Below are 23,033 nucleotides of genomic sequence, written 5' to 3' on the forward strand. Positions count from 1 at the left end.
TACCCTTTTGCACGGGGGATGGTGACACTGTTAACTGATGACCCTCGCCGCGCGAATCGAGTCGTTCCGACTGCTGGTCGAAGAGTGGGTTCGGGGCCTCTATCACGGGATGATCACCCACCCGGCCTACGAGAAAATCGAGAAGCAGGCCGAGGACTACGAAGACGCGTTCATGCTCGCGTGTTTCCCCGACGCGTTCGGCATCCCGTCGCCCGTCTCCTACTACACGGCGGAACTCCTCCCCTACCTCGAAGACGAGTTCGAGGCGTGGGAGCGACGAATGTGGGACCGCGGGTCGCTGCTCGAACGAAAGGGACACCAGTACCACTTCTAACATGCAAAAATTCGTCTTCTTCGGTGGCAAAGGCGGCGTCGGAAAGACCACGATGTCGAGCGCGTACGCGGTCAAGTGTTCACGGGCGGGCCTTCGGACGCTCCTCGTCTCGACCGACCCGGCACACAGCACCCGCGACGTGTTCGACCAGGAGTTCACCGACCAGCCATCGCCCGTCGAAGGCGAACCGAACCTCGACGCGATGGAAATCGACCCCGAAACGGAGGTCCGCGAGCACCTGATGGAGACCAAGCGGGCGCTCTCGGACCAGGTGAGTCCGGCGATGGTGAACGAAATCGACCGCCAAATCGAGATGTCGCACCAGACGCCCGGCGCACACGAGTCGGCGCTCTTCGACCGCTTCATCGAGGTCATGCGCGACTCCGAGGAGTACGACCGAGTCGTCTTCGACACCTCGCCGACCGGCGGCACGCTCCGTCTCCTCTCGCTCCCCGAGTACCTCGACGGCTGGATTCAGCGACTCATCTACAAGCGAAAGCAGTCGGTAAAGCTGTTCGAACGCGCCGCTATCGGCAACAACGAACCGCGGCGAATGATGGACGGCGACCCGATTATCGCCCGTCTCGAAGCCCGCCGCGACAACTTCTCCTTTGCGGCCGAGACGCTGAAAAACGACGCGGCGTTCTTCCTCGTCGTCAACCCCGACCAACTCTCGATTTGGGAGACGAAACGAGCGGTCGAGGAACTGGACTCCTACGACCTCAACGTCCGTGGCCTTGCAGTCAACAGGTTGACACCAGAACCCGACCCCGACGAGGAGGGACGTGGGGCGCGGTTCTTGCGCGACCGAGTCACGACTGAGCAAGAGCGACTCGAAGAACTCCGCGAAGACCTCGAACCGCCGCTGGTCGCGGCAATCGAGACACGGGTCGCCGAAGTGAAAGGCGACTTCCTCGGCGAGGTCGCAGACGAACTCGACATCGACGTGACTCCCGACGACGACTGAAGGCGCGACTCCGACCGAAGGGTAACGGTGCTGTTGTTTCCACATATTTGCCAGAACTCCCCCGGCGCACACCTCTCCTCGGTTACCTGTTATTCGTCCGTGATAGATTCCCAACTATCGTTAACGTTAAGTTAGATATATCCGTGTCGGGCAATGGGGCAGAGTACCATGGTACAAGTCATCTGGCTGGTTGCAGCGGTTGTTGCGTTGTTTACCGTTGGGTATTTCGGATATTCACGGTACCTCGCGCAGTTCGTCGAACTCGACGACAGTCGTGATACACCGGCACACAAATACGAAGACGGTCAAGAGTACGTACCGGCGAAGAAGCCGGTGCTACTGGGGCATCACTATTCAAGTATTGCAGGCGGCGCACCAATCGTCGGCCCGATTACGGCCGGCGTGGTGTGGGGCTGGCTCCCGGCGCTCGCGTGGATTGCTATCGGTAATCCGCTGCTCGGCAGCGTACACGACTTCGTGTCGCTCTCGAGCAGTCTGCGACACGACGGGAAGTCGATTGGTTACATCATCGGCGAGTACGTCGGCGAACGCGGCAAGAACATGCTGCTGTGGTTCGCGTTCCTGACGATTGTGCTCGTCGTCGCGGTGTTCGCCCTCGTGGTGGCCATCGTGTTCAACGCGTATCCCGAGGCGGCGACTGCGAGTTTGGTGTACATCGCTCTCGCAGTGTTCTTCGGCGTGTACCTGTACCAACTCAATCTGCCGTTCCTGCCGGGAACCGTCGCGTTCGTCGCGGCGATGTTCATCGGTGTCTTCGCGGGTATTCAGTACCCAATTGCACTGTTCGAACCCGCGGCGCGCGCACCGGCATCGACACTCGTGCTGTTCGGTAGTGGCGGTTCGTGGCTCCCTGCTGCAGGCGCATTCGGCGCAAACGCAGCGGCGTGGGTTCCGATTATTCTCATCTACGGGGCGATTGCGAGCGCACTCCCGGTGTGGGTGCTTCTCCAACCGCGCGACTACCTCTCGTCGTTCCTGCTCTACACAGGCGTCGGTGGCGCGCTCGTGGCAATCGTCGTTGGGACGCTCTTCGGGACGTCGAGCCAACCGCTCGTGACCAACCTCGAACCCTTCTACGGGTTCATCGGTCGCTCCGGCGCACCGCTCTTCCCGCTCCTGTTCATCACTATCGCGTGTGGGACCATCAGCGGGTTCCACTCGCTCGTCTCTTCGGGGACCACCTCGAAGCAACTGAACAAGGAGAGTGACGCGCGGATGATTGGCTACGGTGGCATGCTCGGCGAAGGCCTGCTCGCCACCGTCGCACTCGCAACGGTCGCTATCATCGCCCCCGACGTGGGTGGCGGTATCGGCCTCGCACTCCCGACGTTCGCAACCGGTGGCGGCGTCATCCTGTCGAGTTTCGGCATTCCGACGAGCTTCGGTGGGCCCTTTATGGCCCTCGTGCTCGTGAGCTTCCTGCTCACCTCGACCGACACGGCCGTGCGTCTCGGCCGCTACATGATGGAAGAAATCGTCGGCACGCCCGAGTCGTCGGTCGAAGAGCTCGCATCCGACCGCTACGGGAACGCACTGGTCCAGACCGTCCCCGCGTACCTGCTCATCACGAGTGGCTCGTGGCTCACGCTCTGGCAGCTGTTCGGCGGCGCGAACCAACTGCTCGCCGCGATGGCGCTCCTGACGGCGACCGTCTGGCTCGCTAACTGGGACGACTCCAAGCAGCTTCTCAGCACCGGCGGCCCGATGGCGCTCATGACGACCATCACGTCCATCGGTCTGCTGTGGCTGGCGTTCCACGACAACATCTACGCGAAGTTCCTGAACAGCGAGTGGATGGCAAGTGCGGACCTCTTCGCCATGCTCTCGGCAGTCGTGCAGATAATCATCGCACTCGTGCTCGTCTACCTTGCACTGTCGCTCGCCAAGATGGGCTACGACAACATCCAAGACGCACGAGAATCCGGCGGTGGCCGTGGCGGTCAGCCGACACCGAGCGACGACTAAGAACTAGAATCGAACCCTTCGATTCGCTTTTTTATTTGCGTAACCGGCCGAGGAGCCGCTGCACCAACCCGCCCGACGCAGTCGGCGACACGTCGGTCCAGAGGGTGAACGCGGCGACCGAATCGGCGCTCGGACTGGCGATGGCCGTCTCGGCCTCGGGCGCGACGACGGCGACGTTCATCTCGAAGTGGCCGTAGTAGCCGAATTTGATGAGCGTCCGGTCCGAGAAGTCGCTCACGAACTCGTGGACGTCGTCGGGAATCTCGGGCGCGACGAGGACGAACGTGAAGTCCGTCCCGAAGTGTTCTTCGTCCGGTTCGACCCACTCCTCGGCGAGTCTGTGCCCGAGTTCGACGAGGCGTTCGAGTTCGGCCACCGTCGCGGTATCGACGTAGCGGGCGAAGAGGTACTCTTTCGCGTGGTGGTTGGCGTAGTTGATAGACTGGTGGACGAACTGTTTCCGCGTCTCCATGCGCATCGACCCGAAGAGGTCGAATCGCTCGCCGTGGACGCCGTAGTCCTGTTCGAGGTCGTAATTGTGCATGAGGCGGTCGGAGACGCGGTCCAGATATTCGTCGTCCCAGACCGGCGGGTCGAACTCTTCGTCGGGTCGGACCTCGTCGCTCATTCGTCGTCGGGGTCGTACGCCTCGGCGTCACCCGAGACGGCGGGCGCGCCGATAGCCAGCAGTTCGACCGCGTCGGCAGCGTCTTCGGGGTTGTGCGCGCGGTGCGGGCTTTCGGGGTCGGCGACGAACGTGCTTCCCTCCGGGACTTCGAACGTCTCTTCGGGCGTCTCGACGAACAGCGTGCCCGAGAGGACGTAGAACGCCTCTTCCTGTTCGGTGTGGTAGTGGTACGCCAGCGGCGCTTGCTCGCCGGGCTCGGCACGGAAGTAGTTGAGCGCGAAGTTCTCTACCTCGCCTGCAGACCCGATACGGCGGAGTTCGCACGGTCGGTCTGCTACCTCATCGATGTCCTCGGTTGCAACAACTCGGTATCCCATGAGACGTGGCACCACGTTCGGACTCATAAAGCCGTCGTGAACCCGCCCAAAACCAAGGTTTATTCGTGATGATTCCGAATCAAACGTCTATGTCGGACCCGAAACGAGAAGCGTGCGGACGGTGTTCGTTGACGACCGTCGTGGACGCGACGGCCGACGGTGGACCGAACCCATTCGATGGCGACCGTATCGAACTCGACGATAGTGACCTCCGCCGAACGTCGCCATCGGCGTGGTTCGAAGGTCTCTCGGCTCGACTCGACGCGTTCGCCGAGCGCGTCATCTTTGGTTCTCGATAACGTATCGCAATAATTTGCTCGCAGAGTTTATATTCTCTAGCGCCTATTCCCGTCAACGACATGGAAGAGAGCATCTCCGGGTTCAAGTGTCGGGGCACCTGGGGCGAGGTGGTGGAACACGGCGAACGCGTTACGCGTGCGCTCGCCGACGCCGGAACAAAGGGGGCCGCATTCGACGAGTGGGACGAGTGGCGACCCAAGTCACACGAGCGCCTTGGAAAGGACGTAAACAAGAAGACCGCAGAGCAGGCGAGCATCGCCGAAGGCGAGGGCGAGAAGGCCGGCAAAAGCCCGAACGACGACCTCAAGACGGCGGGTGAGAAACTCACCGACTCCTACGAGAAGGTCGAAGAGGGAGACGGCGAGAGCGCGGTCGAATCGTGGCAAGACTCCATCAACTACGTCGCACGCGCGGCCGACTCGGCCGGGCGCAAAGCGCTTCGGAAGGTCGAAGACGCCGTCTATCGGAAGGTCATGACACAACTCGCACCGTACTACTTCGACAACGAACTCGTCAGCGCCAACATCCAGCAGGTCGGCCGCGGGTCCGAAGAAGAACAGTTCGTCTTCGAAGTGAACGTCAACGACGACGAACTCAAAGGGACCGTCTCGGACCTGCTTCAACAGTTCGAAGACGAGGTGGACCGCTGGCACATCGACACCGAGAAGGACACCGAAATCGCCGAAGCCGTCGAGGGCGTCGAGGTGACGGAGGCAGAACGCGAGTCCGAGTCGCCGACGCGTTCGACGACCAACTGACCGACCGTCCCCCGAGGTTCACCTTCCCCTTCGAAAATACTGATACCGGCCGCCCGTGATGGGTCCGTATGGCCGAACCGCTGTACATCGACTCCGGTGAGTTGACCGCGGACGAAATCCTCGACCACCTCCGGGACGGTCGGCGAATCGTCGTCCGCGCCGAGATGCTCGGCGGTACTCACGAGGTGACACTGCGCCACGACGGGAAGATTTTCTACTGCGATACGCCGACGACGCTCCACAAGCACGAGGACGAAGCGGGGATGCGAGCGTGCGTCACGAAGATGGGCTACGCCAAGGAGTGAGCACAGCAAGTTCCCGACGTCGAGGAGCGAACGACGACAGGCTCACGACGCGAAAGACGAGCGACACCGTGTTCCGGGACGTGAGGGTTTAATTCGACTCACGCCGAAGCATCGTGCATGGCTGACGCACCGGATTTGGAAGACCTGATTGAGACGAACGACCCGAGTTTCGGGCACGTCCTCGCCTGCGTCTTCGGAATCCAGCGCCACGAGAGTCGGACGTATCTCGCACTCCTCGACAACCCGGGGAGCACCGTCGCGGAACTCGCAGAGATGCTCGACCGGGACCGCAGTAACGTGAATCGCTCGCTGACGACGCTCTTGGAGAAGGGACTCGCCGAGCGCCGCCGTCGGTTGCTCGACCCCGGCGGCTACGTCTACCAGTACACGGCGACGCCGCTTCCCGAGGCGAAAGAGATGATGCACGCCGCCCTCGACGAGTGGGCCGAGACGGTCCACGACCGAATCGACTCGTTCGGGCGGTAGTTCTCGTAGACGTCGCTGGCCGAGACGACGCTCGGCAGGTGCCGCCCGAACCCTCCCGTTTTTGTCCCTCTGGTGCCACCGCCCGAGCAATGAGCCTCGAACTCACGGCACCTGCCCAAGACGCGCCGGCCGTCGCCGACGACGGCGTCTGGCTCGAATGTATCGAATGCGGCGAACAGTTCGCGCCGTTCGAGGACATTCGATACACGTGCGACGACTGCGACGGACTCCTCGAAGTCCGCTACGACGAACCCGCGACGTGGGACGACTTCGAGGGTCGGGGCGTCTGGCGCTACAACGCCGCCCTGCCGTTCGAAGCGGGCGTCTCGCTCCCCGAGGGCGATACGCCGCTCCACGAAGTCCCCCGCCTCGAAGCCGACGTCGGCGTCGAGACCCTCCGCATCAAGCACGAGGGGATGAACCCCACGGGGTCGTTCAAAGACCGCGGCATGACCGTCGGGGTCCGCGTCGCCAAAGAACTCGGCGTGGACCGTCTCGCCTGCGCATCGACCGGTAACACCTCCGCGGCGCTCGCGGCCTACGGCGCGCGCGGCGGCATGGAGACGCTCGTGCTCCTCCCCGCCGGTAACGTCGCGGCCGGGAAAATCGCGCAGGCGTCCCTCCACGATGCCCGTATCCTCGAAGTAGACGGCAACTTCGACTCCTGTCTCGATATCGTCCAAGAACTCGCCGACATGGGCGAGGTCTACCTCCTCAACTCGCTCAACCCCTTCCGCCTCGAAGGCCAGAAGACCATCGGCCTGGAAATCCTCGAAGCGTTCTTCGACGACTACGACACCTACCCGGACCGCATCGTCCTTCCCGTCGGCAACGCGGGCAACACCTCGGCGCTCTACAAGGCGTTCCGCGAACTCGTTCAATCTGGTTCGCTCGACGCCGAGGACGTGCCCAAACTCACCGGCGTCCAAGCAGAAGGTGCCGCCCCGATGGTCGAAGCAGTCGAGAACGGCTGGGACGACACCCGCCGCTGGGACGAAGTCGAGACGAAGGCGACCGCGATTCGCATCGGTAACCCGGTCAACGCCCCCAAGGCACTGCCCGGCATCCGCGAGACGGGCGGCACCGCCGTCGCCGTCTCCGACGAGGAGATAACCGACGCGCAGCGCGACCTCGCCGCAGAAGGCGTGGGCGTCGAACCCGCCTCCGCGGCCTCCGTCGCCGGCCTCCGCAAACTCCGCCGCGAGGGCGTCGTCGGCGACGACGAACGGGTCGTCTGTCTCACCACCGGTCACCTCCTGAAAGACCCCGACGCAGCCTTCGAAGCGGGCGACGACCCCGAACCCGTCGCCAACGACATCGACGCCGTGCTCGACCTGCTCTCGGAGTAACCCAAAACGGACGCGTTCGCAATCGCGCCAACCGGTCGCGCTCGGCCGTGCGGCAGGTGGACAGTTTCGACCGAGCGGCAGACGGACGCAAGTTGTCCGTCTGACACATTCTTTTTGCTGTGTGTCCCGTTGTCACGACTATGTCTGCTTCCAGCATTCCGACTGGAACCGTCAGTTCGGGCGGTTCCGGAGCGCGAACCTACCCGCGGGACGACGGGGTCGCAGTGTCGCGCTCGCCGCCACGAACCACCACTGACGCTGAGCGCCTGCAACGCCGAAACGAGGCGCTTCGGAAGGCGAACGAGCGCCTTCGACGCCAACTCGCCATCGAAAAGCGCGACCGACAGTCGGTCATCGACGGCTACGAGCACCTGCTCTCCGAGGCACAGCCGCCGCGTCGTGAAAAACGTGAGAAGATGCCGACAGGCGTCCTGAGCCGCCTCAAATCGTTCGTTCGCCGACTCAGAGCGTGATGATGTCCACGTCGATGATACGGTCATCGGCGAGGAGTTCGTCGCGGACCGCGTCCGGCACTTCGCTGTCGAGGTTGTAGACGGTGAGTGCCTCGCCGCCGGGCTTCGCGCGACGGGCGTTGAACATGCCTGCGATGTTCACGTCGCCGTCGCCGAGGACGGTGCCGATGAGGCCGATGACTCCGGGTTTGTCGTAGTTGCGAGCGATGAGCATGTGACCGTGCGGAATCGCGTCGAGACGGTAGCCGTTGATGCGGACGATACGCGGGTCGTCGCCCGCGAAGAGCGTTCCCGCGATGGTCATCTCTTCGTCGCCGTTGCGGACGGTGACGCTCACGAGACTCTGGAAGTCCTCCGACTGGCGGGACTTCGACTCGGTGACGTCGATGCCGCGTTCCTTGGCGATGCGCGGCGCGTTGACGGCGTTGACCTGCCATTCGAGCGGCGTGAAGACGCCCTTGAGCGCGGAGGCGGTGACGAGTTCCACGTCCTCGCCCGCGATGTCGCCGTTGTAGCTCACTTCGATTTCGCCGATGCGGCCGTCGAGCAGTTGGCCGGCGATTTTGCCGGCCGTCTCGGCGAGACCGATGTAGGGACGGATGCGCGGGAAGGCGCTCTCGTCCACCGACGGCGCGTTGAGCGCGTTCATCACCGGTTCCTCGCGGAAGGCGGCGACGACTTGGTCGGCCGTCGAGACGGCCACGTTCTCCTGTGCGGCCGAGGTGGACGCGCCGAGGTGCGGCGTGACGACGATATCGTCCACGTCGAGAAGCGGATTGTCGGGCGAGACGGGTTCGTCGGCGAACACGTCCACTGCCGCCCCGTCGAGGACGCCGGAATCGACGGCGTGAGCGAGTGCCGCTTCGTCAACGACGCCACCGCGGGCGCAGTTGATGAGATAGCCGCTGCCCATCGTCTCCAACTCGTCGGTGGAGATGAGGTCTTTCGTCTCGGGGGTCAGCGGCGTGTGCACCGTGAGGAAGTCGGCACGAGAGAGACAGTCGTCGAACTCCACGAGTTCCGCACCGAGTTGTTCGGCGCGCTCTTGGCCGATGTAGGGGTCGTAGGCGACGATGCTCATCCCGAGCGAGGAGAGTTTCTTTGCGACTTCCTGGCCGACGCGACCCAGACCGACGACGCCGAGGGTCTTGCCGTTGACTTCGGTACCGAGGTAGTCGGACTTGGCCCACTCGCCGTTCTTGAGGCGGGCGTGTGCCTGCGGAATCGAGCGCGCGGCGGCGAAGCCCATGGCGACGGTGTGCTCGGCGGCGGCACGGACGTTGCCTTCGGGGGCGTTGGCGACGATGACGCCGTGTTCCGTGGCGGCCTCGATGTCGATGTTGTCCACGCCGATACCGGCGCGGCCGACGATGACGAGGTTGGGTGCGGCCTCGAACACCTCGGCGGTGACCTGTGTTCCGGAGCGGACGATGAGTCCGTTCGCGTCGGAGACGGCTTCGAGGAGCGCTTCACCTTCGACGTCGTAGGCAGTCTCTACCGCATAACCGGCCTCTCGAATCCGGTCGAGACCCGCGTCGGCAATCGGGTCCGTGACGAGTACCTTCATGCGGATAGGGTCAAACTCATGCGGGTTAAGGATTGCCACAACGGCCTATATCGTGAACATGAGAGTGTCTCGCACGGCGGGGGTCCGACCGGTGCCGTCACCGTTTTCATTTCCGGCCTAGATACCACTACCAAATGGAACATCGTGCCGGGGAAAGCCCGCCATCTTCGCCGCAGTTTTCGCTCCCCGACGGCGGGTCAGTACTCATCGCTGGCCCGGCGATGACTCACAAACGACGACTGATGCTCTCGCTTCTCGCCGAGTCGGACGACTCGCAGCGAGGCGGGAAAATCGTCGTCACGACCCGAAAGCCCGCGCCGACGATAACGACCGAGTTCGAGCACATCGCCGGCCACTCGGCCGAACAGTTCGAAGTTATCGACACGACGAGCGTGGCCGACCTGCTCTCGCGTGACGCGCGGTCAGCCCAGAGTCGCTACGTCTCGAACCCGGGTGACCTCACTGGTATCGGTATCCACCTCACCGAATCGTTGCGCACGCACTTCGAGGCGGGTCGGACTGCTCGGGTCGGTCTCCACGTCCTCTCGACGATTGCGATGTACACAGACCTCAAGCGAGTGTTCCAGTTCCTGCACGTCATCACCGGCCGAATCGCGGCCGCGGAGTTCACGGGCGTGTTCACCCTCGACACCGGCTTTATCGACGACCGCGAACTCGAACTGCTCAAACAGCCGTTCGACGCGCTCATCGAGACGAGAGAGACCGAGAGCCTCGCAGAAGTTCGCACTCGCGGTCTCGATATCGGACCGAAGACGTGGACACCGCTTCGCGTCTGAACGCCACGACCCCGTCAGGCCAAGTGTTCGAGCGCTAAATCGACGACGGGCGAGTCCGTTCGGTCGAACGAGACGAAGACGCCCGACCACTCGTCGTGCGGATAGATGGCGACGACCGCGTTCTCGAACCAGCGGAGCACCGCGTCTAACTCGCCGTAGTCGTCGAACTCGGGTTCGGTCACCGGCTCGCCGAGGGCCTTCATCACGATGGCCTTCATTCGCGCGGTTCGCTCTTCGGGCCCGAACTTCGATTCGAGGTCCTCGCGGAGATACAGCAGTTCGTAGTTCTCACCGTCGTACTGGCCGACGACGCGAACATCGACCTCGTCGAGGTTGCGGAGGCTGTAAATGAACTGTTGGAGCGGGTCGTCACCCTCACGGCCGAAGTCCTCGGCCAAGTCGGCTTCGACCGCTTCGAGCGTCTCGTGTTCGGCGTCGTGTACCTCGTCCATACTGTCCGTCACGGAGAGGGCCGATATATAGCACGGTGTCGATTTTTCTCACCGATAACTGCCGACGCGGAAGCTTTGAAACCCCGCGGGAACGACGAGCAATTAATGCGAATCATCGCCTTCGACTTCGACGGAACGCTTTCTGACTCGGAGATGACCGTCCTCCTCGGCCGGCGCAACGACACCGCCGAGCAGATGGCAGACATCACCGAGCGCGCCATGAACGACGAGATAAGCTACGCCGAGAGCCTTCGCTCCCGCGCTCGCCTGCTCGAAGGACTCGAAGAGGAACTCGCCGAGGAGGCCTACGGCGAGGTCGAACTGCGCCCCGGCGCGGCCGAGTTGATTCGGCGATTGCGCGACCACGGCCACGAAGTCGCTATCTTCACCGGCGGGTTCAAGCGCGGCGTCGAACGCGCATTGGAAAAAGAGGGGGTCGAAGTGGACGATATCGTCTCGAACCATCTCCCCGTGAAGGGCGGCCGACTCACCGGCGGCGTCGAAGGGTCGCTCATCGAAGGCACCAAAGACACGGCACTCGAGAACTACGCCGCCGAACACGACGTCGATATGAGTCGAACGGTCGCCGTCGGCGACGGCGCGAACGACCTCCCGATGCTCGAAGTCGCCGGTCTGTCTGTCGGGTTCATCCCGAAAGACGCCGTCCGCCCAGCGTGCGACGTGGTCGTCTCCTCGATGAGTCGATTAGGAAAGGTGTTCGAGGGCTACGGCATCCTCGACGCCGAAGAGTAACTTCACCGACCGCCCGCTCTTCTCGCATCGTATCCTCCGACGAACAACTCGTGTCTGACAATCTGTATTATCTCCAATTATTCAATTTTGAGAGACATCTCCAAAACATCACCCATCTATCGGGCATTTTTGCCCGTAATTCTCTGAAAAGATACTCGGGGGCCTAGTCCTATATACAACTGTTAACATTCGACAATCTGTACCATGGCTTCAGAACTGGCTGCACTCGACCCGAAAGAACTCGTCTTAGTGCTCATCGCACTCGTTGGGCTCGTTCCGGTCTTGTTGTTACACACATCACGCTCGAAACTGTTCACTGGGGGCTACCTCTTGCTGTGTGTGGGCGCGCTGGCGACGAACGTCGAAGCGCTCGTCCTCGGCGATATTCTCAACCTCGTCGAACACGGTGCCGGTATCGCCGCCTCGGGTATCGTCTTCCTGCTCGCCGCTCGCTCCCAGCGTGCGGCCGCCGCCGCCGACGGGGAGTGAACGATGTTCGAGTTACTCACTCCCGTCCTGGACGTTATCGGATTCGGCGCGTACATCGGCGCGGTAATCGTCTCGCTACAGGCGTACCGCGAGGCCGACGACGACTCGGGATTCTGGCTGAACTTCGCGTTCGCCTCGCTCCTCGGGGTGCTCTGGACGGGCGTCGTCGCCGCCGAGCATCTCGGTCTCGGCGGTGCCATCCTCGACATCGTGAGCGTCTCGCTCCTCACGGCGACGGTTGCGGTGTTCTCGGTCGGCGCGACGGGAACGTACGCCATCGTCCAGAGCATGAAAGAGTCGCGGGCGAACGAGGCGGCCTCACGCGAGGAGGCCGAACAACTCACCCAGTCGCTCGCCTCCTCTGCCGAGGAGTTCAGCGACGTGATGGCGCAGGCGGCCACCGGTGACCTCACGGTTCGGATGCGGGCCGACAAGGACCACGAGACGATGGAACAGGTCAAAGCCTCGTTCAACGAGATGATGGAGGACCTCGAAGGCACGATGGTTCGCATCCAGACGTTCAGCGACGACGTCGCGGCCTCGACCACCCAGATACGTGCGAGTTCGAACGAGGTCCAAGCGGCCAGCGAGGAAGTGAGCGACGCGATGAACTCCGTCGCCGGCGAGACCGAACTCCAACACGAGAACCTGACGGACGTTTCGAACGAGATGAGCACGCTGTCGGCGACGATAGAGGAAGTCGCCGCGTCCTCTACCGAGGTTGCGAAGACCTCCGAACTCGCCGCCGAGTACGGCCAGACCGGTCGCGCGTCCGCGACGCAGGCGCTCGATGGGATGCGGTCGGTTCGGACGAAGACCGACTCGACGCTCGGTGAAGTCGAGGCTCTCCACGACGAAATCGGTGAAATCGTCACCATCGTAGACCTCATCACCGAAATCGCCGACCGAACTAACCTCCTCGCACTCAACGCGTCTATCGAAGCGGCCCGCGCCGGCAAGGCCGGCGAGGGGTTCGCGGTCGTCGCCGGCGAAATCAAAGAACTCGCGGGCGAGGCCGGCCACGCGACCGGGCAAATCGAGGAACTCATCTCCAACATCCAGCACACGGCCGCCGAGACGGTCGAGGACATGCAGGAAGTCGGCGACCGCGTTGATTCCGGCGCGGAGACGGTCGAAGAGGCACTCGACGCCTTCCAAGAGATTGCCGCCCGCGTCAGCGAGGTCAACGACGGTATCCAAGAAATCGACCGCGCGACCAGCGAGCAAGCGACCCTGACCGAGGACGTACTCGACATGGTCGATGGCGTCAACCAGTCGGGTGAACGAACCAGCGAGGAGGTCGCCAGCGTCTCTGCCGCATCGCAAGAACAGACCGCGTCGATGTCCGAAGTGACCACCAGCATCGACTCGCTTTCGAGTTCGGCGACGGAGTTGAGCGACCTGCTCAACCGGTTCGAGGTCGAACAGGCCGGCGGACGAGCGACGCCGACTGCGACGCCATCGCCAGCCGCCGAGGCGACGCCGATGGCCGCCGACGGTGGGGGTGATGCGTCGGGCTTCAATTTCCAACACGACCAGTAAGACGGCACGCTCCCCCAACCAGCCATGTTTTCTGCTAACATTTATCATACTCTGCACCGTACGGTCTGCAATGTCTATCGCTAACGTCAAAACACCCGAGCTATGGGTGGCGGGACTCGCGTTCGTGATTCTCGCGCTCGCCGCCCTCGCCGAGGGTGTCGTCCTCGTGAACTTCGACACACTCGGTGTGGACCGTTCGATTCCCGCCATCGTGGCAGTGGTGGGGACGATGCTGGCGCTGTGGTGGATAGAGAACGAATAGAAGAGAAGAGAGCGAAACTTAGCGATTCAGCGTGTGAATCGCCTGTCCGAGCGCGTTTTCTGCGGCTTCCATCACGGCTTCCGCGAGCGTCGGGTGCGTGTGAATCGTCGAGGCGACGTCTTCGAGCGTCGCGCCCATCTCGATTGCGAACGCGACTTCGGCGACGAGTTCGGAGGCTTCGGGGCCGACGATTTGCGCGCCGAGGACGAACCCTGACGGGTCGTCGGCGACGATGCGGACGAAGCCGTCTGCGTGGTTCGTCGTGAGCGCGCGACCGGACGCACGGAAGGGCATCTGGCCGACGACGGGTTCGAAACCGGCCTCTTCGGCCTCTTCCTCGGTCATGCCGACCGTGCCGATTTCGGGGTCCGTGAAGACCGCCGCTGGGACGGCCTGACTGTCGAAGGCGACGGGTTCGCCGGCGATGTGCTCGGCGGCGACGATTCCCTCTTTCGAGGCGACGTGGGCGAGCATCGGCGTGTCGGCGACCACGTCACCCACTGCGTAGATGTTCTCCACGCTCGTCTGGCGGAAGTCGTTGACTTCGAGGAATCCTCGGTCGTCGGCTTCGAGACCGGCGTTTTCGATTTCCATCGTGTCGCTGACGGGCGAACGACCGACTGCGACGAGTACCTTGTCGGCGCGGTATTCGGACTCCTCGCCGTCTTCGGTCTCGGTCGTGACGAGGATGCCCTCACCCTCTTCGGTCCAGCCGCTCGCGGCCTCGCCGAAGTTCATATCGATGCCGAGGTCCTTCGCGCGCTGCTTGACGACGCGCGCCACGTCGGCTTCGTAGCCCGGCAGGATGTCGTCGAGCATCTCGACGACCGTCACGTCGGCTCCGAGTTTGGCGAACGTCGTGGAGAGTTCCATCCCGATGTAGCCGCCGCCGACGACGACGAGTCGCTCGGGGACGGTGTCCGAGGCGAGCGCGTCGCGGGAGGACCACACCTGTTCGTCCGCGAAGTCGAAGCCCGGAATCTGAATCGGGCGCGACCCGGTGGCGATGATACACTGCTCGAACTCGATGGTTTCGGAGCCTTGTCCCTCGCCGCCGTGGGCGATGCGCACTGCGTTCTCGTCTTTGAACCGCGCGGTTCCCTCGACGAGGTTGACGCCGTTGGCCTTGCACAGTTTCTCGACGCCGCCGGTGAGTTGGTCCACGACGCCGTCTTTCCAGTCGCGGAGTTGCGACATGTCCACGACGGGGTCGGCGTGGATACCCATCTCTTCGGCGTGACCCGCCTCGTGGGCGAGGTTCGCGCTGGTGATGAACGCCTTCGACGGGATACAGCCGTAATTCAGGCAGGTGCCGCCGTAGGCGTCTTTCTCGACGAGCGTGGTGTCGAGACCCTGCTGTGCGGCGCGGATGGCGGCGACGTAGCCGCCGGGTCCGGCACCGATGACCAGTACTTGCGTTCCGGTTGCGATGTCTCCGACGACCATTATTCGAGCACCAACAGTTTGGGGTCTTCGAGGATTTCCTTGATGCGGTTCGTGAAGCGAGCGGCGAGCGCGCCATCGACGATGCGGTGGTCGAACGACAGCGAGACCGTGAGGACGTTTCGGGGCACGATTTCACCATCGACGACGCGCGGCTTTTCTTTGATGGCTCCGAGCGCGAGGATACCCACCTCGGGGTAGTTGATGATGGGCGTCGCGTACTCGCCGCCGATGCCGCCGACGTTCGTGATGGTGAACGTGCCGTCGCGCATCTCGGCGGGCGAAATCTTGCGACTCTGCGCCTTGTCGATAAGCTCGTTCATCTCGTCGGCGAGTTCGAGCATGCTCTTGCTGTCGGCGTCGCGGACGACCGGAACCATGAGCCCCGCGTCGGCGGCGACTGCCACGCCGAGGTTGTAGTCGTCGCGGAGGACGATTTCCTCGTTCTCCTCGTCGAGTTGGGAGTTCATGTACGGGAACTCCTTGAGCGCCGCGATGACCGCCTTCATCACGAAGGGCATGTAGGTGAGCTTCGTCTCGCGCTCCGCGGCGACGGGTTTGAGTTGCGAACGCAGTTCGACCAACTCCGTCACGTCGATTTCCTCGTGGTGGGTGACGTGCGGCGCGGTGTACTTCGAGCGGACCATCTGGTCGGCGATGGCCTTGCGGACGCCCTTGTACGGGATGCGCTCGCCAGCGCCGGAACCGGATTCGGCGGCCGCGGCGGGTTCGGCCCCTGCTTCGCCGCCCGCTTCTGCGAGCGCCTCTGCGTCGGCGGCCTGCGCTTCGCGCTGTGCCTGTGCGTACTCCGTGACGGCTTCGGGCGAGACGAACGCGTCGCCGTTGCGCATCTCGGTCGCGGGCACGGCGTTGAGGTCGATACCTTCCTCTTTCGCCAGTGCGCGGGTCGCCGGGGCGGCCAGCGTCCGGTCGCGGTCGGCGGCCTCGGAGGAGACGCTCTCGCTCGCCTTGGCCGTCGCCGACTTGCCGGCTTTGACCTCGCGGGGTCCGCTGGATTCTGCTTCGGTTTCCTCCTCGCCCTCGGCGGCGGCGCGAACGTCGCCTTCCGTGATGCGGCCGCTCGGGCCGGACCCGCTGACGGTTTCGAGTTCGACGTCGAGTTCGCGGGCGAGACGACGGACGCTCGGTGGGGCGAAGACGCGTCCGCCGGTGTCTTCGTCTTCGTCGGCTTCGGCCGCTTCTTCGGTTTCGGACTCGGCCGCTTTCTCGGCTGCGCCCGCGTCGTCGTCTTCACCTTCGACTTCGACGGTGATGATGACGGTGCCGACGGGAACGACTTCGCCTTCCTCGGCGAAGAGTTCGCTCACGGTGCCGTTGTACGGCGACGGCACATCGACGAGCGCCTTGTCCGTCTCGACTTCCGCGAGCACTTGGTCTTCGGTCACCTCGTCGCCGGGGGCGACGTGCCACGTTACGAGTTCGCCTTCTGCGACGCCTTCACCGACGTCGGGTAGTTTGAATTCCTTGATCGCCATTGTTCAGAAGTCCACCGCCTCTCGAATACCTTCTTCGACGCGGGCGACGGAGGGGAGGTAGTAATCTTCGAGCGCGTAGAGCGGGTACGGAACGTCGTAACCCGTGACGCGCGTGACCGGTGCTTCCTGATAGAGGAGTGCCTCTTCCTGAATCGTCGCCGTGATTTCGGCGGCGAGACCGCCCGTCTTGGGTGCCTCGTGGACGACGACTGCGCGACCCGTCTTCTTGAACGACTCCACGATGGTCTCGCGGTCGAGCGGCGAAATCGTGCGAACGTCAACGACTTCGGCGTCGATACCCTCGTCTTCGAGGTTCTCGACGGCTTCCATCGTCGGGCGCGTCATCGCGCCGTAGGTGAAGACGGTCACGTCCTCGCCTTCGCGGCGGACGGCCGCCTCGCCGATTGGAATCTCGTAGTCTTCTTCCGGAACCTCGCCGCGGAAGGCGCGGTAGATGAGTTTGGGTTCGAGGAAGATGACCGGGTCGGGGTCTCGAATCGCGGAGATGAGCAGACCCTTCGCGTCGTGCGGGGTCGAAGGAATGACGACCTTGAGTCCCGCTTCGTGCGCGTAGAACATCTCCTTTGATTCGGAGTGCGATTCGGGGGCGCGGATGCCACCGCCGTAGGGTGCGCGAAGCACCATCGGGAGCGTAAAGCGACTGCGAGTCCGCGTACGGAACCGGGACATGTGGCTCACGATTTGGTCGAACCCGGGGTACATGAACCCGGAGAACTGAATCTCGGGGACGGGCTTGAGACCCATCGCGGCCATGCCGATGGCCGTGCCGATGATACCCGACTCCGCGAGCGGGGTGTCGATGACTCGGTCGTCACCGAACTCGTCCCAGAGACCCTCGGTGGCCCGGAAGACGCCGCCGTTCTTGCCGACGTCTTCGCCCATGACCAGCACCTCGTCGTCGAGGCTCATCTCGGTGTACAGACCGTCCCGTACCGCTTGTACGATAGTGAGGTTTTGCGTGCTCATTCTCTGAGGAATCCTTCGTCACCGACCTGTTCGAGGAGGTGTTCGAACTCCTCGGCTTGTGCGTCGAGTTCCGCGGTCCGCTCGGCGTAGACGTTGTTGAACATGTTGACCGGGTCCGGGCGCGGTTCGGACTCCGCGGCCTCGATAGCGTCTGCGACCCGCGTCTCGATGTCGTTCTCGATTGCCGCGATTTTCTCGTCGTCCAGACGACCGGTATCGCGGAGGAACGTTTCGAGACGCGGAATCGGGTCCTTGGCCTTCCACTTCTCGACTTCGTCGTCGTCGCGGTAGACCGTCGGGTCGTCCGCCGTCGTGTGGGCACCGAAGCGGTACTGGACCGCTTCGATGAGCGTGGGCCGACCTTCGCCCTCTTTCGGGTTCTTGGCCTTTTCGAGGGCGGCCTTCGTCACCGAGTAGACGGCGAGGGGGTCCATCCCATCGACTTGCACGCCGTCCATGCCGTAGGCGACTGCCTTCTGGGCAATCGTCTCGGAGGCCGTCTGGCGCTCGCGCGGGACGGAAATCGCCCACTGGTTGTTGTTACAGAAGAAGACGTTCGGGGTGTCGAAGACGCCCGCGAAGTTCAGCGCCTCGTGGAAGTCTCCCTCGCTCGTCGCGCCGTCACCGAAGTAACAGATGGCGGCTTTGTCCGTCTCGTTGCGGAGGTTGAACGTCCACCCGACGCCAGTCGCGTGCAGCGTTTGGGAGGCGATGGGGACGGCGACGGGGAAGATGTTGACTCCCTCCGGCATGTCGTTGCCCTTCTCGTGGCCCATCCAGTACAGGAGGGTCTGCTTGAGGGGCAGGCCGCGGAGGAGTGCAGCGCCGTGCTCGCGGTAACTGGGAACCATCCAGTCGTCTTCGTCGAGCGCGATTGCGCTGCCGATTTGGGCACCCTCTTGTCCCGACAGCGGCGGATACGTCCCCATCCGCCCCTGTCGCTGGAGGCTCACCGCGCGTGTGTCGAAGTGGCGGGCGAGTCGCATGTGCCGATACATGTCAACGAGCGTTTCGTCGTCGATGTCTGGCACGTCGCCTACGACGTTACCATCCTCGTCGAGAACTTGTACCTGATCCTGCGGATCACGCTGAAGGACGCTCACGGTAGAACCCTCCTAGTCATAGCAAAATCGTCACCCGCCGCTGTTATATTGTTTTCGTATATAATTTACTTTAGTCCGGAATACGGCCAGACTGTGTATGCTATGTAAACTCATGGGCCAGAAAATTGGACATTTACGATTTTAAACGATTCTTCCTGAAGGAAAGTAGCATGAACACCCATCTCGCCGACGAATACTCGGAAAGTTTGAGAAAATTGCATGAATCAAAAGCCCGCAGAAGATGTAACTTCGATAGACAGTCCGCCGATGTACAGACAGAGTGCTTCTCAGTTCCCGGCGGTCGCCCGTGCTGCCTGTCGCGCCTCTTCGACTGACGACCCTTCGCGGAGGAGTGCGTCCACGAACAACTCGCCCGCTTTGTACGACGAGCGAACCATCGGCCCAGAGGCGCAGTAGAGGAAGTCGAGTTCGTCCTCGGCCACCCGTCGCCACGTCTCGAAGGCGTCGGGGTGGACGTACTCGAACACGTCGAGGTGCGTCCGAGAGGGTTGGAGGTACTGGCCGAGAGTGACGATATCCACGTCCGCTTCTCGAAGGTCCGAGAGCGTCTGGTAAATCTCGTGTTGGTACTCGCCGAGACCGAGCATGATGGAGGTCTTCGTGTGGATTTCGGACTCGTCGGTGACCTGTTGGAGCACCGAGAGCGACTGCTCGTAGCCCGCACGCCGGTCACGAATCGGCCACTGGAGGCGTTCGACCGTCTCGATGTTGTGGGCGATAACGTCGGGTTTGGCGTCGATAATCTTCCGAACTAACTCGGGTTCGCCCTGGAAGTCCGGAATCAACACTTCCACGAGGATACTCGGGTCGCGCTGTTTGATCTCCCGAATCGTCTGGGCGAAGTGACTCGCCCCTTGGTCCGGTAAGTCGTCGCGGTCCACCGAGGTGAGCACCACGTAGTCGAGACCGATTTCGGCGACGGCCTCGGCGACGTTGGCCGGTTCTTCGGCGTCCAGCGCCTCCATCCCGCCGGTCATCACGTCACAGAAGTTGCACCCTCGTGAGCACCGGTCGCCCATGAGCATGAACGTCGCCGTCCCGGGACCGTTTCGCCCGCTCCAACACTCGCCGAGGTTCGGGCAGTTGGCCTCCTCACAGACGGTGTTGAGGTTCCGCTCTCGGAGGGTCGCTTTGATGTCGGTAAAGCGCCGGCCGGACGGGGGTCGCATCTTCAACCAATCGGGCTTCCGCCGCGTGCGCATGTGCAGTAATTTCGGGTGGGCAGGCAAAAGCGTGAGGATTAGCCCGCCTCGCCGACGGTGGTCTCTCATCAAATCGCCGGACTGCCCCCATTCGTGTGCCGTGCTACCACACCAACCAAAATATGCTATATAGATACTGTATTTACCAGAAAGTAAACGAACGCTCAGAAAACATCACGATTGTAGCCCGTATTGCATGTAAAACCGTGCTAGATGTATCACCAGACTGAAAAACTTATATCCGAGTAAATTCTTTTACGGGTATGAACTGGCAACACAGACGAAACATGACGAAGGCTGAATCGAAGAAGCACGAAGCCAAAGCAGGGACGAACTGGTCCTTCATCGCCGCCCTCGCCGGCGCTGCGTAAGGCTCAGACCGCTTTCGTTCGCTCTCCGCCACCACTTCCTCCACGACGAACCGCATTCGAACACGCTTTTTCGTCTCTCGCTCGGCCAGCGACGCGACCGAATGGAGAAACGCCTTTCCCCCCGGACGACTCGGCTACGAGTATGACCCTCGTCTTCGCCACTCGCCGTGCTCTCTCTTCGACGCGGAGGTGCGCGCCGTGAAAGTCGCCGAGGCCGTCCCCGATTTCGCACACGCCTTCGGCTTCGAGGAGTTCAACCGGATGCAACGCGAGGCGCTTCCCGCCATCTTGGAGACCGACCACAACGTCGTCGCCTCGGCGCCCACCGCGAGCGGAAAGACCGCGCTCGCCGAACTCGCTATCTGTCGCACCCTCCGCGACGACGGCACGGCGCTGTTTATCGCGCCCCTCCGCGCGCTCACGACCGAGAAGGAATCCGAGTGGGAACGCTTCGAGGAACTCGGCTACTCGGTGTACGTCGTCACCGGCGAACGCGACCTGAACCCGCGTCGCGCCGCCCGCGCGGACATCCTCGTGATGACGCCCGAGAAGACCGATTCTGCGACCAGAAAACACGACTCCGCGCGCTACTCCTTTATCGAAGACGTGGACTGCGTCGTCATCGACGAAGTTCACCTGCTCGATTCGGAGACTCGCGGCGGCGTCCTCGAAGTCACCGTCTCGCGCATGCGCCGCATCTGTGACCCGCGAATCGTGGCGCTCTCGGCGACTATGCCCAACATCGACGACGTGGCCGCGTGGCTCGATTCGCCCGACGAAGCGACCTTCGAGTTCGGCGACGACTACCGTCCCGTGGACCTCCACGCGGGCGTCAAAACCTACACCCACGGCGAGAACTCTTTCGCCGACAAGTACCGCCGACTCTACCGCGCGTTCGACCTCGCGGAACCCCACATCCGCGACGGCGGCCAGTCGCTCGTCTTCGTCTCCTCGCGGCAGGACGCGGTCCGCGCCGCCGCCAAAGCCCGCGACGAACTCGCAAAGCGCGACGTGCCAATCGGCGCGCGCGGCGACTACGATTTTCATACGGAGGCCAAGGAACTCGGCAACGACTCGCTTCGAAAAGCAGTCCTCGACGGCGTCGGCTTCCACCACGCCGGCCTCGCCCGCGACGACCGAGAGGCCGTCGAAGAGTGGTTCAAGCAGGGGAAGATTCAGCTCCTCTTTTCGACCTCCACGCTCGCGTGGGGGGTCAACCTCCCCGCCCGCTGTGTCGTCATCCGCGACACGAAACACCACGACCCGCTCGAAGGCGAGGTGGATATTTCTCCCTTGGACATCCTCCAGATGCTCGGGCGCGCCGGCCGACCCGGCTACGACGACGTGGGCTACGGCTGGGTCATCTGCGACCACTCGGACCAGAACAAGTACCGCGAACTCCTCCGCGAAGGCAAAGAAATCGAGTCACGACTGGCCGAAGACCTCGACTCGCATCTGAACGCCGAGATTGCCATGGGCACGATTCGAGATTTGGACGACGTGCTCTCGTGGTTACAGACGACGTTCTACTACCGTCGCGCGCAGTCGAAACCCAGCGCCTACGACTTCGAAGACCTGCGCGAGCGCGTCCGCGACGTGCTCGACCGACTCGTCACCCGCGGGTTCGTCGAGATGGACGAGGACCTCGCTATCAACGCCACCGCGCTGGGTCGTCTCACCTCGAAGTACTACCTTCGACTCGAAACCGCCGCCCGATTCGCCGGGCTGGCCGAACGCGAGCGTATCTCCGCCGACGACATCCTCGAAGCCGTCGCGGGCGCGGCCGACTTCCGCGACGTGTCCGCCCGCCAGTCGGAAGTCGATGCCGTCGATTCCGTCCTCACGGGCGTCTCGACGAACCTCGAAGACGGCCCGAAGAAAGTGCTCGCCATCCTCCACGCCAGCATGGCCAACTCCACGCCGGGCGAACTCCGAAGCGACGCGTGGGTGATTCGACAGAACGCCCTGCGTCTCCTCTCGGCGCTCCGCGAGTTCCTCGACACGTTCGCCAACGCCCGCGCCGCGAACCTCGCCCGCCGCGTCGAAGCGCGCGTGGACCACGGCGTCAGCAACGACGCCGCCGCGCTCACCGCCGTCGATGGCATCGGTGCGAACCGCGCGCAGACGCTCGCAACGGGCGGTCTCTCCTCGCCCGCTGACGTGGTCGATGCAGGCGCGAAAGAACTCAGTCGCGCCGGTCTCTCGCAGGGCGTCGCCGAACGCGTCGTCAAGAGCGCGCGCAAACTCCCCGACCCGAGCGTCGAGTGGGGGGCGTTCCCCGAGTCTATCGCTCGCGGTGAGAGCGAGATGCGCGACGTGACGGTGCGAAACAGCGGCGGCGGCGCGAGCACGGGGATTCGCGTCACGGTAAATGGAATCGAGATGTCCGAGAAGACGTGTTATCTCACCGACGAGGTGGCGATTCCCGTCGGCGTCTTCGGCGCGAAAGACGACGAACTCGAATTCGTGGTGGAAGTCACGTTCCCCGACTTACCGTTGTTACCGATTCGGGAGACACGGACGGTTCGGGTGGAGTAGGCTATCGATACCGTTCGGTTGGAGTCCCCACGCAGGTTTCTGGCAAC

At 63.1% G+C, this 23,033-nt stretch carries 24 protein-coding genes; 15 read left to right on the forward strand and 9 right to left on the reverse strand.

The features are described 5' to 3' along the window. Window positions 1–37: 37 nt before the first annotated feature. The 3 genes from ACFQJC_RS16685 (at window position 38) to ACFQJC_RS16695 (ending at window position 3,287) form a co-directional block, all read left to right on the forward strand. A complete protein-coding gene (locus ACFQJC_RS16685; RefSeq protein ID WP_390225485.1) occupies window positions 38–334 on the forward strand; it encodes a DUF7990 family protein in 297 nt (98 codons plus the stop codon). A 1-nt stretch (window position 335) separates the two neighbouring features. After that, on the forward strand, window positions 336–1,301 hold the full coding sequence (locus ACFQJC_RS16690; RefSeq protein ID WP_390225487.1) for an ArsA family ATPase: 966 nt from the start codon (window positions 336–338) through the stop codon (window positions 1,299–1,301). Window positions 1,302–1,469: 168 nt separating this feature from the next. After that, entirely contained in the window at window positions 1,470–3,287 is a 1,818-nt protein-coding gene (locus tag ACFQJC_RS16695; protein ID WP_390225489.1) for a carbon starvation CstA family protein, read from the forward strand. 31 nt (window positions 3,288–3,318) lie between these two features. On the opposite strand, the gene ACFQJC_RS16700 is transcribed toward ACFQJC_RS16695, so the two are convergent. Continuing rightward, window positions 3,319–3,915 carry a DUF8052 family protein gene (locus ACFQJC_RS16700; protein WP_390225491.1) on the reverse strand — a complete coding sequence of 199 codons (597 nt, stop codon included), beginning with the start codon at window positions 3,913–3,915 and terminating at the stop codon, window positions 3,319–3,321. Then, entirely contained in the window at window positions 3,912–4,292 is a 381-nt protein-coding gene (locus ACFQJC_RS16705) for a cupin domain-containing protein (protein WP_390225493.1), read from the reverse strand. Before ACFQJC_RS16705 ends, ACFQJC_RS16700 begins: the two co-directional genes overlap by 4 nt. 89 nt (window positions 4,293–4,381) lie before the next feature. On the opposite strand from ACFQJC_RS16705, the gene ACFQJC_RS16710 reads away from it, so the two are divergent. From ACFQJC_RS16710 to ACFQJC_RS16735, 6 genes are all read left to right on the forward strand, one after another. Then, entirely contained in the window at window positions 4,382–4,591 is a 210-nt protein-coding gene (locus ACFQJC_RS16710; RefSeq protein ID WP_390225495.1) for a hypothetical protein, read from the forward strand. A gap of 60 nt (window positions 4,592–4,651) precedes the next feature. Then, on the forward strand, window positions 4,652–5,350 hold the full coding sequence (locus ACFQJC_RS16715) for a DUF5828 family protein (RefSeq protein ID WP_390225497.1): 699 nt from the start codon (window positions 4,652–4,654) through the stop codon (window positions 5,348–5,350). A 68-nt stretch (window positions 5,351–5,418) separates the two neighbouring features. Then, window positions 5,419–5,655, forward strand: a complete 237-nt coding sequence (locus tag ACFQJC_RS16720) for a hypothetical protein (protein ID WP_390225499.1) — start codon at window positions 5,419–5,421, stop codon at window positions 5,653–5,655. A gap of 117 nt (window positions 5,656–5,772) precedes the next feature. Next, a complete protein-coding gene (locus tag ACFQJC_RS16725) occupies window positions 5,773–6,141 on the forward strand; it encodes a helix-turn-helix domain-containing protein (RefSeq protein ID WP_390225501.1) in 369 nt (122 codons plus the stop codon). Between the two features lie 89 nt (window positions 6,142–6,230). Beyond that, window positions 6,231–7,490, forward strand: coding sequence for a threonine synthase (gene thrC / locus ACFQJC_RS16730; RefSeq protein ID WP_390225503.1), 1,260 nt, complete (start codon window positions 6,231–6,233; stop codon window positions 7,488–7,490). A 140-nt stretch (window positions 7,491–7,630) separates the two neighbouring features. Then, window positions 7,631–7,963, forward strand: coding sequence for a hypothetical protein (locus tag ACFQJC_RS16735; protein WP_390225505.1), 333 nt, complete (start codon window positions 7,631–7,633; stop codon window positions 7,961–7,963). On the opposite strand, the gene serA is transcribed toward ACFQJC_RS16735, so the two are convergent. Then, a complete protein-coding gene (serA, locus tag ACFQJC_RS16740) occupies window positions 7,953–9,530 on the reverse strand; it encodes a phosphoglycerate dehydrogenase (protein ID WP_390225507.1) in 1,578 nt (525 codons plus the stop codon). The genes ACFQJC_RS16735 and serA overlap by 11 nt on opposite strands. Window positions 9,531–9,664: 134 nt before the next feature. Between serA and ACFQJC_RS16745 the strand changes: the two genes are divergently transcribed. Continuing rightward, window positions 9,665–10,327 carry a DUF7504 family protein gene (locus ACFQJC_RS16745; RefSeq protein ID WP_390225509.1) on the forward strand — a complete coding sequence of 221 codons (663 nt, stop codon included), beginning with the start codon at window positions 9,665–9,667 and terminating at the stop codon, window positions 10,325–10,327. 14 nt (window positions 10,328–10,341) lie between these two features. Here the strand turns inward: ACFQJC_RS16745 and ACFQJC_RS16750 are convergent, their stop codons facing one another. After that, window positions 10,342–10,779 (reverse strand): DUF7522 family protein, encoded by a 438-nt coding sequence (locus ACFQJC_RS16750; RefSeq protein WP_390225510.1) that lies wholly within the window; start codon window positions 10,777–10,779, stop codon window positions 10,342–10,344. Window positions 10,780–10,884: 105 nt separating this feature from the next. Between ACFQJC_RS16750 and serB the strand changes: the two genes are divergently transcribed. The 4 genes from serB to ACFQJC_RS16770 all read left to right on the forward strand — a co-directional run bounded on the left by serB (window position 10,885) and on the right by ACFQJC_RS16770 (window position 13,825). Then, on the forward strand, window positions 10,885–11,532 hold the full coding sequence (gene serB, locus ACFQJC_RS16755) for a phosphoserine phosphatase SerB (RefSeq protein WP_390225512.1): 648 nt from the start codon (window positions 10,885–10,887) through the stop codon (window positions 11,530–11,532). Between the two features lie 204 nt (window positions 11,533–11,736). Then, a complete protein-coding gene (locus ACFQJC_RS16760) occupies window positions 11,737–12,021 on the forward strand; it encodes a hypothetical protein (protein ID WP_390225515.1) in 285 nt (94 codons plus the stop codon). Window positions 12,022–12,024: 3 nt separating this feature from the next. After that, window positions 12,025–13,563: a methyl-accepting chemotaxis protein gene (locus tag ACFQJC_RS16765; protein ID WP_390225517.1), complete on the forward strand. Its 1,539-nt coding sequence runs from the start codon at window positions 12,025–12,027 to the stop codon at window positions 13,561–13,563. Window positions 13,564–13,633: 70 nt separating this feature from the next. Then, on the forward strand, window positions 13,634–13,825 hold the full coding sequence (locus ACFQJC_RS16770; protein ID WP_390225519.1) for a hypothetical protein: 192 nt from the start codon (window positions 13,634–13,636) through the stop codon (window positions 13,823–13,825). A gap of 18 nt (window positions 13,826–13,843) precedes the next feature. Here the strand turns inward: ACFQJC_RS16770 and lpdA are convergent, their stop codons facing one another. The 5 genes from lpdA to lipA all read right to left on the reverse strand — a co-directional run bounded on the left by lpdA (window position 13,844) and on the right by lipA (window position 20,077). Continuing rightward, entirely contained in the window at window positions 13,844–15,271 is a 1,428-nt protein-coding gene (gene lpdA / locus ACFQJC_RS16775) for a dihydrolipoyl dehydrogenase (protein WP_390225521.1), read from the reverse strand. Beyond that, the gene (locus ACFQJC_RS16780) at window positions 15,271–16,764 is read right to left on the reverse strand and encodes a dihydrolipoamide acetyltransferase family protein (protein WP_390225523.1); all 1,494 of its coding nucleotides are present in this window, start codon (window positions 16,762–16,764) and stop codon (window positions 15,271–15,273) included. Before ACFQJC_RS16780 ends, lpdA begins: the two co-directional genes overlap by 1 nt. Before the next feature lie 3 nt (window positions 16,765–16,767). Continuing rightward, complete coding sequence (locus ACFQJC_RS16785) at window positions 16,768–17,751, reverse strand: alpha-ketoacid dehydrogenase subunit beta (protein WP_390225525.1); 984 nt, start codon at window positions 17,749–17,751, stop codon at window positions 16,768–16,770. Next, the gene (gene pdhA / locus ACFQJC_RS16790; protein ID WP_390225527.1) at window positions 17,748–18,854 is read right to left on the reverse strand and encodes a pyruvate dehydrogenase (acetyl-transferring) E1 component subunit alpha; all 1,107 of its coding nucleotides are present in this window, start codon (window positions 18,852–18,854) and stop codon (window positions 17,748–17,750) included. Before pdhA ends, ACFQJC_RS16785 begins: the two co-directional genes overlap by 4 nt. A gap of 287 nt (window positions 18,855–19,141) precedes the next feature. Beyond that, the gene (gene lipA / locus ACFQJC_RS16795; RefSeq protein ID WP_390225529.1) at window positions 19,142–20,077 is read right to left on the reverse strand and encodes a lipoyl synthase; all 936 of its coding nucleotides are present in this window, start codon (window positions 20,075–20,077) and stop codon (window positions 19,142–19,144) included. A 569-nt stretch (window positions 20,078–20,646) separates the two neighbouring features. Between lipA and ACFQJC_RS16800 the strand changes: the two genes are divergently transcribed. After that, on the forward strand, window positions 20,647–22,986 hold the full coding sequence (locus ACFQJC_RS16800; protein ID WP_390225531.1) for a DEAD/DEAH box helicase: 2,340 nt from the start codon (window positions 20,647–20,649) through the stop codon (window positions 22,984–22,986). The last annotated feature ends 47 nt before the right edge of the window (window positions 22,987–23,033 follow it).

This window comes from Haloferax namakaokahaiae, from assembly GCF_042663225.1.
Taxonomy (GTDB): domain Archaea; phylum Halobacteriota; class Halobacteria; order Halobacteriales; family Haloferacaceae; genus Haloferax; species Haloferax namakaokahaiae.